General features: G+C 52.7%; 15 protein-coding genes. 10 read left to right on the plus strand and 5 right to left on the minus strand.

What is annotated here, in order from left to right; genetic code table 11:
- Positions 1–12 precede the first annotated feature (12 nt).
- Positions 13–381, plus strand: a complete 369-nt coding sequence (locus H3L95_RS11830) for a hypothetical protein (RefSeq protein ID WP_259345820.1) — start codon at positions 13–15, stop codon at positions 379–381.
- A gap of 82 nt (positions 382–463) precedes the next feature.
- On the opposite strand, the gene pdxA is transcribed toward H3L95_RS11830, so the two are convergent.
- On the minus strand, positions 464–1,462 hold the full coding sequence (pdxA, locus tag H3L95_RS11835) for a 4-hydroxythreonine-4-phosphate dehydrogenase PdxA (protein ID WP_003761937.1): 999 nt from the start codon (positions 1,460–1,462) through the stop codon (positions 464–466).
- 97 nt (positions 1,463–1,559) lie between these two features.
- Positions 1,560–3,341, minus strand: a complete 1,782-nt coding sequence (locus H3L95_RS11840) for a J domain-containing protein (RefSeq protein ID WP_003761935.1) — start codon at positions 3,339–3,341, stop codon at positions 1,560–1,562.
- A gap of 356 nt (positions 3,342–3,697) precedes the next feature.
- On the opposite strand from H3L95_RS11840, the gene H3L95_RS13920 reads away from it, so the two are divergent.
- Positions 3,698–3,829, plus strand: coding sequence for a hypothetical protein (locus tag H3L95_RS13920; RefSeq protein ID WP_259345821.1), 132 nt, complete (start codon positions 3,698–3,700; stop codon positions 3,827–3,829).
- Between the two features lie 17 nt (positions 3,830–3,846).
- Here H3L95_RS13920 and H3L95_RS11845 read toward each other — a convergent pair whose 3' ends face one another.
- Entirely contained in the window at positions 3,847–4,140 is a 294-nt protein-coding gene (locus H3L95_RS11845; RefSeq protein WP_003761930.1) for a ValS family protein, read from the minus strand.
- Positions 4,141–4,370: 230 nt separating this feature from the next.
- On the opposite strand from H3L95_RS11845, the gene H3L95_RS11850 reads away from it, so the two are divergent.
- The 4 genes from H3L95_RS11850 to H3L95_RS11870 all read left to right on the plus strand — a co-directional run bounded on the left by H3L95_RS11850 (position 4,371) and on the right by H3L95_RS11870 (position 8,848).
- Positions 4,371–5,141, plus strand: a complete 771-nt coding sequence (locus H3L95_RS11850) for a ParA family protein (RefSeq protein ID WP_003741993.1) — start codon at positions 4,371–4,373, stop codon at positions 5,139–5,141.
- A gap of 336 nt (positions 5,142–5,477) precedes the next feature.
- Positions 5,478–6,698 (plus strand): sodium/glutamate symporter, encoded by a 1,221-nt coding sequence (gltS, locus tag H3L95_RS11855; protein ID WP_009310801.1) that lies wholly within the window; start codon positions 5,478–5,480, stop codon positions 6,696–6,698.
- Between the two features lie 127 nt (positions 6,699–6,825).
- A complete protein-coding gene (locus tag H3L95_RS11860; protein ID WP_003761924.1) occupies positions 6,826–7,842 on the plus strand; it encodes a lysozyme inhibitor LprI family protein in 1,017 nt (338 codons plus the stop codon).
- Between the two features lie 349 nt (positions 7,843–8,191).
- Positions 8,192–8,848 (plus strand): hypothetical protein, encoded by a 657-nt coding sequence (locus tag H3L95_RS11870; protein ID WP_003761920.1) that lies wholly within the window; start codon positions 8,192–8,194, stop codon positions 8,846–8,848.
- Positions 8,849–9,112: 264 nt separating this feature from the next.
- On the opposite strand, the gene fba is transcribed toward H3L95_RS11870, so the two are convergent.
- A complete protein-coding gene (fba, locus tag H3L95_RS11875) occupies positions 9,113–10,177 on the minus strand; it encodes a class II fructose-bisphosphate aldolase (RefSeq protein WP_003761919.1) in 1,065 nt (354 codons plus the stop codon).
- Between the two features lie 211 nt (positions 10,178–10,388).
- Between fba and H3L95_RS11880 the strand changes: the two genes are divergently transcribed.
- Together H3L95_RS11880 and H3L95_RS11885 are read left to right on the plus strand one after the other, a co-directional pair.
- Positions 10,389–10,817: an acyl-CoA thioesterase gene (locus H3L95_RS11880; RefSeq protein WP_003761914.1), complete on the plus strand. Its 429-nt coding sequence runs from the start codon at positions 10,389–10,391 to the stop codon at positions 10,815–10,817.
- Positions 10,818–10,820: 3 nt separating this feature from the next.
- Positions 10,821–11,720, plus strand: a complete 900-nt coding sequence (locus H3L95_RS11885; protein ID WP_182096166.1) for a tyrosine recombinase XerC — start codon at positions 10,821–10,823, stop codon at positions 11,718–11,720.
- A gap of 102 nt (positions 11,721–11,822) precedes the next feature.
- Here the strand turns inward: H3L95_RS11885 and H3L95_RS11890 are convergent, their stop codons facing one another.
- Entirely contained in the window at positions 11,823–12,752 is a 930-nt protein-coding gene (locus tag H3L95_RS11890) for a helix-turn-helix transcriptional regulator (RefSeq protein WP_003761909.1), read from the minus strand.
- A 252-nt stretch (positions 12,753–13,004) separates the two neighbouring features.
- On the opposite strand from H3L95_RS11890, the gene H3L95_RS11895 reads away from it, so the two are divergent.
- Positions 13,005–13,355 (plus strand): helix-turn-helix domain-containing protein, encoded by a 351-nt coding sequence (locus H3L95_RS11895; RefSeq protein WP_003756620.1) that lies wholly within the window; start codon positions 13,005–13,007, stop codon positions 13,353–13,355.
- A complete protein-coding gene (locus H3L95_RS11900) occupies positions 13,259–14,155 on the plus strand; it encodes an IS3 family transposase (protein ID WP_040668031.1) in 897 nt (298 codons plus the stop codon). The genes H3L95_RS11895 and H3L95_RS11900 overlap by 97 nt, the downstream gene beginning before the upstream one ends.

A 14,155-nucleotide genomic window follows, 5' to 3' on the forward strand; every position in this document is an offset into this window, starting at 1 on the left:
CAAAAGGAGCAAATGATGTTGAAGCATTTTATCGCGATCGCTGTCGCCGTTTTATTGAGTCAAACGGCGTACAGCCAAGCCAAACCGAGATCAGCCATGTACACCGACTACACCGCCATTGTTGAAGATAAATGCGCCATCGCGGCAGACGGCGGCAGCATGATGCTGACCGTGCGCAACGCGGCAGGCAAGGAAACGGTTTTCTTTATCAACCGCGGTTTCGATGTCAAAAATACGCCTAAGTACAACCAAGTCAGTGATGACAAAGGGCATAAGCTGAGCGACAACGAGAAACAGCAGTTGTTTGCACATCTGAAGACTTTAAAAACAAGGTGCAGCAGCGAGGGCTGTGCCGAGTTTGTGGATTCGTTTGTCAGGTAAACCGCATATCGTTTCGGCTGGCGTTGCTGGTTTTCAGACGACCTTGGGCTTCAAGAACTTATGTGATAAACGAAATCCGGTTTCAGGAACGCGGGTCGATATGGCGCGCCATTTCCAATGCGGTGGCAACGGCGGTCATGAGGCTGCCTGAGTCTGCTTTGCCCGTTCCGGCAAGGTCGAGGGCGGTGCCGTGATCGACCGAGGTGCGGATAAAGGGCAGCCCGAGCGTGACGTTGACGCCTTGCCCGAAGCCCGCGTATTTGAGCGTGGGCAGCCCTTGGTCGTGATACATCGCCAAAACGGCATCGGCGTCTTTGAGTAAAAAGGGCTGGAACACCGTATCGGCGGGATAGGGGCCGCGTGCGTCTATGCCTTCGCTTTGCAGCTGCTTGAGCGCGGGGATGATGATGTCGATTTCTTCATGGCCGAGATGGCCGTTTTCGCCTGCGTGCGGATTCAGTCCGGTCACTAGGATGCGGGGGCGGGCGATGCCGAATTTGTCGCGCAGGTCGGCATGAAGGATGCGGGTCACGGATTCGACCAGCGGGCGGGTAATGGCGGCGGCGATATCTTTGAGCGGAAGGTGGGTAGTGACGAGCGCCACCCGCAATCCGCCGCCCGCGAGCATCATGACGACTTGTTCGGTTTGGCTTTTTTCGGCGAGGTATTCGGTGTGGCCGCTGAAGAAATGGTCGCTGGCGTGTCCGTCGTTGATGACGCCTTTGTGCAGCGGTGCAGTAACCATGCCGTCGAAGAGGTCGTCTGAAATGCCTTGATAGGCAGCGTCCAGCAGTTTGAGGACGTAGGCGGCATTGGCGGGATTGAGTTTGCCCGCTTGGCAGGGCGCGGCTAAAGGAATGTGCAACACTTCCAATATGCCGCGTTCGGGTTTGCCGCCCTGCGGGTCGAAATCTTGCAGGGTGATGGTTTTGCCTAATTGTTCGGCACGGCTTTGCAGCAGATTTTTGTCGCCCAGCACGATGCAGCGGCACGGTAAATCGGCAAACGCCAAATCCAAGCAGATATCGGGGCCGATGCCGGCAGGTTCGCCCGAAGTCACGGCTAAAACAGGTAAAGTCATGCGGATTCCTTATGGAATGAATCTGTTGCAGAAAAATGAAAACAGCGTTGTACGGTATAGTTGAGGTCGTCTGAAAACTTTTCAGACGACCTTTAGCTTATGCCCGCATCAGGCTGCGGTAGGCATTTTGTTTCAAAACAAGCACCAGCCAGCCGAGTGCGAATGCGGTCGGGTAAAACCACAGCATCCGATTTCCGCCAAGCGGCAGGATAAGCGTCAGCATACATGCCAGTACGCCGAAACCCAAAGGCGTCCAAATATCATCCCGTTCGGTATAGTCGGCGCATCGCTGCGGCAGCGTCAGCATCCAAACCAGTGCGGAGGCGAATGAAGCGGCCGCCCTGACAGGGAAGGATGCGTTGGGCGAACAAGGTGCCAGCAGGAATTGCGCCTGTTTTTTTGACAGATGGGGATGGAACGACCGTAGATACAGATTGGCGTTGAACCACAACAATATCATCAAAGCCGTCAGGATAAGCAATACCGAGTTGCCCGCCGTTTGCTCCAAGTGTTTGTTTATCACATTGATTATCGGAAACATGGACATCAAGGACAGATTGACCGTCAGACCGCCGACAATACTCCGTTCGCTTTTGATGTAGGAGAAAAAGGTACACCATGAATATATCCATGCGAGTACGGTCAGCAGGAAGAACATTACCGAACCGGTCGGGGTCAGGCACACCGCGGTCATCACGACAGGCAATACGAAAGCGCGCACAATCGCCGCTTTTTTAAACACAAAAGTCACCTTGAAGAGTTTGTAGAGAGACGGCAGCCATGTGAAAAATATGCTTCGGCAGACATTGACCAAGAAACACAAGAGCGCCAGCGTGAGGGTGGAGACGAGGGCCAACGAATAATACGCCTCGATATAGGCGGATAAAGCGTCATCGGCTGCCGCTGTAAACATGGCGACGAATATCGCCACAATCGGCAGCACAATCCGCATCTGCCGCCATGATTGCGCTTTCTGTAAAACAGACGTCAGTTTCGTCTTGCGCCTCATCAGCGCCGTGCGTACGGATGGCGATATTTCTTCCTGTAAAGCCGTGTTCAGGAGAAACGCATTCACCGTTGCCCGCATATCGCGCCCTTGCTCGGTCAGACGGTTCAAGCTGTGCAAGAGCGGGAATTTGCCATTGGCGTTGTCAGATAAAACTTCCGCCGCATTGATGCAGTCATAAACCCACTCCAGCTCGTCCGTGTTCATACGGTGGAGGACTTCGCGGCTCTCGTGCCAGCGGAAATAAGACGCCCATTGCGCCCATACGATGATATTCGAAATATACCGATCGCGCAGAAAATCCAAAAATTCCCAAGCAATATATTCCGATTCGCCCAAAGGCAGCCGGTCCAATAAAGTGCGGATGTCGGGCCAGGAGCGTTCCAACGCTTCACTTTTCCCTTCATCGTGAATGCGTCCGATTTCCGCCAAAATATAGTCCGCATCTACGCCATCGTATCCATGGTATGAATAAGTCTCGGCAGTCGCGCCGCTATATCCGTAGGGGTCGTCTGAAACATCAGTTTCTTCAATACGGTCTGTTTCTGCGTCTTTCCATGTATCGTGCGGATAGGCTTGGATCGATTCATATTCTGCCACCTCCTCGTCAACATATTCAGTCTGTGCTTCATCAGGGTCGTCTGAAACATCCGCCTCATCGTTATCGGCATGATCCCAAGACCAATCGTCTGCGTCCTCTTCCTCATCGATGTAGGGAGCACGCGACAAAGCCTCATCAAATGCCTCGCGCAGCCGCTGATATCCCTCCGCGTCATCGTCCGGACGCGTCGATTTCAACAGCTTCGCATAAGCGCGCCTGATGGCCCGTTCGTCACCGGTAGGCGCAATGTGCAGAATTTCCCAGCAATCCATAGATTTCCTTGTTGTGGTATGAGCAGCGGCAAGTCATAAAGTATACAGCCTGGTTTGGTTCAAATTCAAAGGAAACGATACCGATATCGGCAGAACACAACGCCACTTGCCTTCAAAATATAGTGGATTAACTTTAAACCGGTACGGCGTTGCCTCGCCTTAGCTCAAAGAGAACAATTCTCTAAGGTGCTGAAGCACCAAGTGAATCGGTTCCGTACTATCTGTACTGTCTGCAGCTTCGTCGCCTTGTCCTGATTTAGTTAATCCACTATACCGTTAAAAAGGTCGTCTGAAACCCGATTCCGTTTCAGACGACCTTGTTATTCAAATCCCGTTATTCGTATTTTTCGCAACGGATGGCAGAGTCTTCGCAGAACATCGCCGAAGTTTCCGCATTGCAGGCGGTGCGGACGGCGCGGCGCGCTTCCCATTCGTTTTTCCCCGAAGCCTCAAACAACTTCTGGAACGGCTTGACGCTGCACGCATAAACCCGATTCGGGTTGTACTATTTTGACTTGGCAAGGCGTTTTTCCAATTTACTGATACGGGCTTCCAAAGCCGCTATCCGCTCATCCTCTCCGATGCCAGAACGCGCCTCCTGTACGGCAATCAAAGCCTCAATACGTGCCAGATCCGCAGCTAACCGCGCCAGTTCCGTTCCCATCTCAGCCTGTGCTGATTCCAACCGAGCCTGTTTGGCAGCCAAAGCCGAACTCTGAACATCCCGTTCGGTAACCGAAGCCGCATTGACAGCAGGCAAAACAGCGGCAAGCAACAGGGTAAAGAAAGATTTTTTCATGGTATATCTCTACGACAGTTAAAAAAACGGCATATTGTATAGTAAGTCCACTTTAAATCAGCCGGCATTACCCCGCCTTGTCTGGATTTAAAGAGAATTTACCGAAACGCAGACAGAAATGCGACAAAGATGCCTCTCCCCACCGAAGCTCCTTTTCAGACGACCTTATACCCATTTCAAGCAAAAAACGTTAAAATTCCGCCATTCACCTATCCGACAGCAGCAAAAACATGAGCGCACAAATCCTCGCCGTCGCCAACCAAAAAGGCGGCGTCGGCAAAACCACCACCACCGTCAACCTCGCGGCATCGCTCGCCTCCAAAGGCAAACGCGTCCTCGTCATCGACCTCGATCCGCAAGGCAACGCCACCACCGGCAGCGGCATAGACAAAGCCCGCCTCGAAGAAGGCGTGTACCAAGTCGTATTGGGCGATACCGACATCAAAACCGCCGTCGTCCGCAGCGGGGACGGCAGCTACGACGTACTCGGCGCCAACCGCGCGCTTGCCGGTGCCGAAATCGAGCTGGTGCAAGAAATCGCCCGCGAAATCCGCCTCAAAAACGCCCTGCAAACTGTCGAAAACGACTACGACTTCGTCCTCATCGACTGCCCCCCTTCACTGACACTGCTCACGCTCAACGGACTCGTCGCCGCCAACGGCGTCATCGTACCCATGTTGTGCGAATACTATGCCCTAGAAGGCATCTCCGACCTCATCGCCACCGTGCGCAAAATCCGTCAGGCAATCAACCCGCGCCTCGACATCACCGGCATCGTCCGCACCCTCTACGACAGCCGCAGCCGCCTCGTCGTCGAAGTCAGCGAACAGCTTTTCCAACATTTCGGCAACCTGATGTTCCAAACCGTCATCCCCCGCAACGTCCGCCTCGCCGAAGCCCCCAGCCACGGCATGCCCGCGCTCGCCTACGATGCCAACGCCAAAGGCACCAAAGCCTACCTCGCCTTGGCGGAAGAACTGTTGGAGCGGACTAAAGGTTGAGTTAGCCTGAAAGATAAAAAGGTCGTCTGAAAACTTGATTTTCAAGTTTTCAGACGACCTTTTTCCATTATTAAGCCCATATTCTGACGAAAAGAATTGTCAACAATAATATCATTCGGATTAAAAATATTTAATTAATAAACAAAAAGTAGCTTTATGTAATACCATGATGCGTATAAATATTTTGATGGTTTTAAAAATGACATATGTAAAAAATTCAAAAAACAAAAGGCTATTCTTTGACAATCTTTAACCCATCCCCTAATATCCAACAGTTTGATTCCGCACGGCGGATTTAAGAAAAACATTTTTGAGATTTTGAGAGGTAAAACGATTATGGAATGGGAATTTAACAGTTACTACACGTTGATTGCCGCCACATTGGTTTTGTTGATTGGTAAGGTTTTGGTAAACAAAGTCAAATTCCTGCGCGATTTCAACATTCCCGAGCCTGTGGCAGGCGGCTTGATTGCTGCGATTATCCTGTTTGCACTGCATCAAGCTTACGACGTGAGCTTCAAATTTGAAAAACCGCTGCAAGACGCATTCATGCTGATTTTCTTCACTTCTATCGGTTTGAGCGCGGATTTCTCCCGCTTGAAAGCAGGCGGTCTGCCGTTGGTGATTTTCACCGCCGTCGTAGGGGCGTTTATCATCGTGCAGAACTTTGTCGGCGTCGGCTTGGCGAAGATTTTGGATTTGAATCCGCTTATCGGCCTGATTACCGGCTCGATTACCCTGACCGGCGGACACGGTACCGCAGGCGCATGGGGTCCGGACTTTGAAAACAAATTCGGCTTGGTTGGTGCTACCGGATTGGGTATGGCTTCCGCCACGTTCGGTTTGGTATTCGGCGGCCTGATCGGCGGCCCGGTTGCGCGCCGTCTGATCAACAAAATGGGACGTAAACCCATCGATCAAAGTGGACAAAAGGCAAATTCAGACGAACATGCCGACGACGTGTTCGAACAAGCGAAGCGCACCCGCCTGATTACCGCCGAATCTGCCGTCGAAACGCTTGCTATGTTTGCAGCGTGTTTGGCATTTGCCGAAATTGTGGACGGCTTCGACAAAGAATATCTGTATGACTTGCCGAAATTCGTATGGTGTCTGTTTGCCGGTGTCGTCATCCGCAACATTCTGACTTCCGCGTTTAAAGTCAATATGTTCGACCGCGCTATCGACGTATTCGGCAATGCCTCCCTGTCGCTTTTCCTCGCAATGGCACTTTTGAACCTGAAATTGTGGGAGTTGACCGGTCTGGCGGGTCCTGTAACCATCATTCTCGCCGTACAAACCGTCGTGATGATTTTGTATGCGACATTCGTGACTTATGTCTTTATGGGACGCGATTACGATGCGGCGGTTTTGGCGGCAGGCCACTGCGGTTTCGGTTTGGGCGCCACGCCGACCGCCGTTGCCAATATGCAGTCCATCACTCAGACCTTCGGTCCTTCGCACAAAGCCTTCTTGATTGTGCCTATGGTCGGCGCGTTCTTCGTGGACTTGATTAACGCAGCAATCCTTTCCGGTTTCGTAAATGTCATTACCAAATAAGTAAGCATTTATAACGTTTCGTTGAAAAAGCACTTGCAACATTTACTTGTTGCAAGTGCTTTTGTTATGATGGTCGTCTGAACGACAAAACGATGCGGTTTCCGAGCCGTATCAAGGAGTATTATTTATGCACAAAAAACTGCTGGCTTTACCGCTTATCGCCCTGATGTTGGCGGCGTGCGGCAAAGAAGAACCCAAGCAGGCTTTGGAGTGTGGCAATCCCGCCGCCATTCAAAGTATCCGCAACCAAATCCAAGAAACCATCAAGCGCGAGGCGCGTTCCTTTGTCCGTGCCGACAGCCGCCAATTTGTCGATGCCGATAAAATCATTGCCGCCGGCTCCGAGTTGAATATCGTCTTGGACAATCCGCAAGAAATTACGGAAGACAACAAATCCTTGTGCAGCGCCGATTTGAAAATCCAAATCCCTGCCGAAGTATTGCGTACCGCCGATGCCAACAGTCCGCTGATTTACAGCAATACCGGCTTGACCGAAATGCTTCAGCAGAAAATCATGGGCAGCAACCTGAGCTTTGAGAACAATACGTTTTCAACCAGCGTCCGCTATACGCCCGATCCGAAAGTCGGTACGGTTTCTTTGGAAGACAATACCGTCAACATGACCGCGCAAACCCTGTCTTCCTTACTGTTGCCTTACGGTGTCAAAAGCATCGTGATGATAGACGGCAAGGCAGTCAGCAAAGAAGAGGCGATCAAAATCCTGCAAAGCAAAGCCGCTGAAGAGCCGCCTGTCGCCAAAGCAGAAGATATTTTGGAAAACAACGCGGCGAGCCAAGCTTCGGGCGTACCGCCTGCCGCGGGCCTTGAAACCGAAATCCTGCGCCCTGACGGCGAAGAGAAGCAGGAGCAGCCTTCGTTTTCTCAAAGCGACTTAGATAATGCCCGTTCGCAAAACCATCAGGCAGAGGCGGAAATCAAAGGCGTATGGGACGGCATGGAGCGTACTGTCCAACAGGAAATGCTGGCAGAACAACGCGCTTGGATTCAAACCAAAAACCAAAACTGCCAACAGGCGGCAGCAAGGGCGGACAGTCCGGCGCAAAACGAATACCTCAAGCTCCAATGCGATACCCGCATGACGCGCGAGCGTACCCAATATCTGCGCGGCTATTCGATCAACTGACGCTGCAAAGCCGACGGCAGGCGGGTGTTGATAAGCCTTCTGTCCGTTATTAAAAGGTCGTCTGAAATGCTGTTTGGTATTTCAGGCGACCTTTGTATTGCGGTACAATCCACATTGCTCGTTGCATAATATAGTGGATTAACTTTAAACCAGTACGGCGTTGCCTCGCCTTAGCTCAAAGAGAACGATTCTCTAAGGTGCTGAAGCACCAAGTGAATCGGTTCCGTACTATCTGCACTGTCTGCGGCTTCGTCGCCTTGTCCTGATTTAAATTTAATCCACTATAAGAGCATCAGATGAAGCACCGAGTCAATCTCATTTTTTCCGTAAACCATAAGAAAGCACATTGATGAAAACCCTCGCATTCCTCCTGCTGACAAGCTTTTCCCTGCACGCTGCCGCACAAGATTATTTTCTGACGGAAGACCGTCTCAGCAGCGGCTCATTGACACTCAACGGCAAACAGGTTTCTGTCAATACAGTCAATCCAAACGGCCATGTCTGTAATTATGAAGGCACAATCAAAAACCGTACCAGCAAAAACCGTAATGGCTGCGTCGTACATTTTTCCTTTACCAACAACAGCGTGAAGCTGAACATTCCTGATTCAGCCCGCGAAGCCTGCCAAGAATACTGCGGACATAATGCATCTTTCGAGGCGACCTATGAAAAATTGCCTGCCGCCTGTTCTGCAAAAGGCGCGGCAGCAATGGAAAAACGTTTTCAGGCCGCCTATCAGGGCAAACGCTACCGCGATGCTGTCGCTATCAAACAACGTTATCTCAACGAATGCGACAAGTTCCTCGATCTGACCGAATGGATGCGGACGCTGAACGACTTGTCCGTCAGCTATAAAAATGCCGGAGACAAAGCGGCATGCCGCAAGGCGCTTGCCCCGATGGACAAATGGCTGGAGGGTTACCAGCGGAGCTACCTCTACGAAGAAGAATACAAACGAGAAGCCGCTGCCGCACAATTTAATTTGAAGCAATGCAGCGACAAATAATCGCCGCCCGTCATCGAATCCCACGCTAGTCGGGAAATGGGATAAGTTTGCTTCTTCGGCAAAAAAGGTCGTCTGAAAACAAACGCCGCAGGTTGTGTTCAACCTGAAGCCGTTTTCAGACGACCTTTTGTCTGGTTTGGAAAGCCGGCGTATTAAATTTAAATCAGAGCGGGCAGTGCAGTGCCGTACGGGTTTGCACTTAACCCATACCCTTCAAAACAAAACGGGCGGCTTGGATGGCCGCCCGTTTGATTGTCCCGTTGTTTATTTGATGATTTGGTTCAGCTCGCCTTTGGCGTAGCGGTTTGCCATTTTTTCAAGGGAAACAGGTTTGATTTTGCCTGCCTGACCTTCGCAGCCGAATGCGAGGTAGCGGTCGAGACAGATTTGTTTCATGGCTTCGACGGTTTTGCTCAGGTATTTGCGCGGGTCGAATTCGGACGGGTTTTCTGCCATGAAGCGGCGGATGGCGCCGGTGGAGGCGAGGCGCAGGTCGGTGTCGATATTGACTTTACGCACGCCGTGTTTGATGCCTTCGACGATTTCTTCTACGGGTACGCCGTAGGTTTCGCCGATTTTGCCGCCGTATTCGTTGATGACTTTCAGCCATTCTTGCGGAACGGAGCTGGAGCCGTGCATGACGATGTGGGTGTTGGGCAGGGCTTGGTGGATTTCTTTGATGCGGTCGATGCGCAATACGTCGCCGGTGGGCGGACGGGTGAATTTGTATGCGCCGTGGCTGGTGCCGACGGCGATGGCGAGTGCGTCCACGCCGGTGTCTTTGACGAAGCGCACGGCATCTTCGACGCTGGTGAGCATTTGGTCGTGGGAGAGTTTGCCTGCCGCGCCTACGCCGTCTTCTTCGCCGGCTTCGCCGGTTTCGAGGTTGCCCAAGACGCCGATTTCGCCTTCGACGGATACGCCGCAGGCGTGGGAGAAGTTAACGACGGTACGGGTGGCGTTGACGTTGTATTCGTAGGTGGACGGGGTCTTGCCGTCTTCGAGCAGCGAGCCGTCCATCATAACGGAGGAGAAGCCCAGTTGGATGGAGCGTTGGCATACGTCGGGCGATGCGCCGTGGTCTTGGTGCATGACGACGGGGATGTGCGGGAATTCTTCAACGGCTGCCAAAATCAGGTGGCGTAAAAACGGCGCGCCTGCGTATTTGCGCGCGCCGGCGGATGCTTGAACGATAACGGGGGCGTTGACTTGGTCTGCGGCTTCCATGATGGCGCGCATTTGTTCGAGGTTGTTGACGTTGAATGCGGGCAGGCCGTAGCTGTTTTCGGCGGCATGGTCGAGCAGTTGGCGCATGGATACGAGTGCCATTTAAATCTCCTTGGTGAGGTAGCGGGATGGTGATGTGGGAAATTATAATGTTTTTCTTATTAAAAAACTACACAGGGCTACATCAGTTTTATATATTAATGAGATTTTGGGCAACTGCGGCGGGCAAACGGTGCGGTCGGTATTTTTCTGGCATGGTTTATAATAACGGTTTTTTTTCGGGGTCGTCTGAAACGGCGGCGGGAGGTGTGTGATGGCTAAGTTTGCAGTGGCGGATGTGGATGCGGTGTTGTTTCAGACGACCTTGTGCGTGCAGGTGGGCGATGTGAATTACGGCGGCCATCTGGCGAACGATGCCGTTTTGCGTTTGTGCCACGAGGTGCGGATGCGTTGGCTGGCAGGTTTGGGCTGGAGTGAAACGGACGCGGGCGGCGCGGGGCTGATTATGGCGGACGCGGCGGTGCAATATTTGGCACAAGGCTTTTACGGCGATGAATTGTCGGCGGAAATGGGCGTCGAGGACATCGGCAAGGGCGGATTCGCGCTGCTGTTCCGCCTGACACGTATCGCGGACGGCAAGATGCTGGCGCAGGCGCGCACGGGTATGGTGTGTTTCGATTATGCGCGCCAAAAGGTTTGCCGGTTGCCGCAGGCTTTGAAAACCGTGTTGGAGGTCGTCTGAAAAATGTTGGCGCGCGATTTCGGACTGTCTTTGGACGGCTATTTGAAAATGTTGGGGCAACAGGGCAAGTCGGCGCACACGCTGTCTGCCTACGGGCGCGATTTGACCGAACTTGTGCGGCTTTTGACGAAAGGGTCGTCTGAAACGGCGCAGGATTTGAAACGGCGCGATTTTGTGGCGGCGTTGAAACGGCTGTCGCAACAAGGCTTGAGCGAACGGACGCTGGCGCGCAAATTATCGGCGTGGCGGCAATATTGTGGCTGGCTCGTGCAGTCGGGCATGATGGACAACGACCCGACCTTCAACCTGAAAGCCTCGCGCCTGCCCGAACGCCTGCCCAAGGCCCTGCCGCAGGAAGAGTTGAACCATATGCTCGACAGCGCGCCTGCCGACGACAGTTTGGCGGTGCGCGACCATGCCTTGTTTGAACTGATGTACGGCAGCGGCCTGCGCCTGAGCGAGATACACGGCTTGGATTTGGGCGATGTGTTGCTGGACGAAGGCTGGGTGAGCGTAACCGGTAAAGGCAGGAAAGAGCGGCAAATCCCGCTGTCGGGCAAAAGCGTCGAAGCCTTGCGTGCCTATCTGTCCGAACGCGTGGCAGCAGATGGCGAAACCGCGCTCTTTACCGGCAAAAACGGCACGCGGCTCGGGCAGCGGCAAATCCAAAAACGCCTTCAGGCATGGGCGGTGCAGCAGGGCAGCGGGCAACACATTTCCCCGCACATGATGCGCCACAGCTACGCCAGCCACCTTTTGCAATCCTCGCGCGATATCCGCGCCGTGCAAGAACTGTTGGGACACAGCAACCTCTCGACCACGCAGATTTACACCAAGCTGGATTTCGACCATCTGGCCAAGGTTTACGACGAGGGGCATCCGCGGGCGAAACGGAAAAAGTGAAGGGGGCGGCTTGAGAGGTTCCATCTCTAATGCTTGGCATACACAAAGGTCGTCTGAAACCGTTTCAGACGACCTTTAAACCTCTAAACATCCCATCCGACATCAATCCTCCCGCTTGCGCACCTCCGCAGGCGTGCAGTCGAAATATTGCTTGAATGCCTGCGTGAAGCTGGATGTGTGTCCATAGCCGCAACGGTAGGCGATTTCGCTGATGCTCTCTTTGCCCGTCGTCAACGCATACAGCGCATATTGCATGTGTTTGTGCCGCAGCCAGTCGCTGACGGTAATCCCGAAATAATCCCGCAGACGGCGTTGCAGCGTCCGTTCGCTGACGTGCAGCGCGGCGGCGAGTTCCGCCACTTGGTGCGCGCCTTGGTCAAATGCCTGATTCAAACCATGCACAAACCCGTCCCCATCCGACGGGCGAACCGTCCCGCCTGATTTTTCAGACGATGGCGACAACGGATAACGGCTGCAAAAATCGCGCCACAATCCTGCGAGCAACTGCAAAGCATCGGCTTCGCGCTGCAAAACATCGCCCAGACCGTCGCCTTGCGCCGACAGCATCAAACTGTTTTCCGCCAAAGCGCGCAATTCATCGCTCAAATGCCAATGCCGCACCGTCTCGCGGTAAACCGCCGGCAGCATCGCCGCGTATTGCGGTTGCGACAACCATTGCTCTATGCCTTTCAACGTGATTTTCGCCGTTTTCTCCCCTTGATAGAGATAACGGCTGAACAAAATCTCCTCCTCCGCAGCAATCAACACCACCCGTCCGCCGTCAGCCTCAATCTGATAGCGGTTTTGATTGATGGCGAAATCCAAACGCCCCTCCAGCAGCAGGATGAACGAAATATACGGCTCGGCAAGCTGCGTGCTTTGGAAATCCTTTTGCGCGGTCACGCAGCCGCCATGCAGGGAAATGCCGCTGTGCAGCGTATCGAAACGGTAATTGCCGCTCAGATAATCGCTGCCGCCACCTTGTTGCACCAGTCGGACGAAATGCTGGCTGTTTAAAGAGTCTCTTTCCATAAATCATTTTATTTTCAACAGACTGCCAAACACAATAACACCGATTTCCCTTCAGGTAAACCGACACGAAGGTCGTCTGAAACCCAAATCTTCGTTCTTTTTCCCAAAAACGCTTCCGATAAAAAAGGGGCGGTCGGTTGCAGCGGGTGATGTAGAGCGAATACAAAAAGGTCGTCTGAAAACCTGATTTCCAAAGTGAACTGCACCCCAAAAGTTGGACATCCCCTCCAACTCACAAGGTGCAGTTTTTTTATGAGCAAATATACATTACACTTCAAATACCAAGCCGTACTCCACTACCTGCATATACGCAGCCAACAGCGTACCGCAGATCACTACGGCATTTCCCGAACCCACCTGAGACGATGGATACGCGCCTATCAAGAAGGCGGCATCGGCGCACTCGAACATCCCCAATCCAAAACCATGCCCCAACATCGAAAAAACCCCTTCATCGCAGATAAACCCGACCAAGAAAAAACGCAGGCAGAGCTTATTGAAGAGTTGTGCTATATGCGCGCAGAGGTCGCCTACCTAAAGGAGTTAAAAGCCCTCAGCCAAAAGCAGACCGCAAAGGACAAAGCCAAACCGTCCAAACACTGAGGGCGCAACACCCGCTCAAATACCTGCTGCACATCGCAAACCTGCCTAAAAGCAGCTTTTACTACCACCACCAAAACCGACCCGACCCCGACGAAGCCGACAAAGCCCTCCTTGTCGAAACCTACCGGCGGCATAAAGGACGCTACGGACAAAGGCGCATTGCCGCAGCATTGGGTTGGAACCGCAAAAAAGCGGCGCGATTGATGAAGCAGTTGGAACTGAAAGCCCTCATACGGGCGAAAAAAGCCTACCGCCATCCCGCTATGGGCGAAATATCGGAAAACCTCCTCAAACGCCTATTCAAAGCTGAAAAGCCCAACGAAAAATGGCTGACCGACGTTACCGAACTCAAAGGGAAGGACGGCAAACTGTACCTCTCACCGATATTGGACCTGTTCAACCGGGAAATCGTCGCCTACGCCATGAGCCGCAGAGCCGACAGCGAAATGGTGAAGGAAATGCTTGAAAAAGCCACACCCCGTCTGACTGATAAAGGAACGATGCTTCATTCGGACCAAGGTGTGCTGTACCGTACGGCGGGGTATAGGGAATTGCTTGCGGAGCATTCCATGGTTCAAAGCATGTCGCGAAAGGCGAACTGTTGGGACAATGCGCCGATGGAGAGCTTCTTTGCGGTGTTGAAGACGGAGTGTTTCTATAACGCAGGTGAATTGACGGTAGATGAATTGATGAAGCAGATAGATGACTATATGGATTACTACAACCGGGAGCGTTGCAGTTTGAAATTGAAAAAGCTGAGTCCTGTCGCATACAGAACCCAGCTTGCACAGAGCGCCTGA

The organism is Neisseria sicca (assembly GCF_014054945.1).
Taxonomy (GTDB): Bacteria; Pseudomonadota; Gammaproteobacteria; order Burkholderiales; family Neisseriaceae; genus Neisseria; species Neisseria sicca.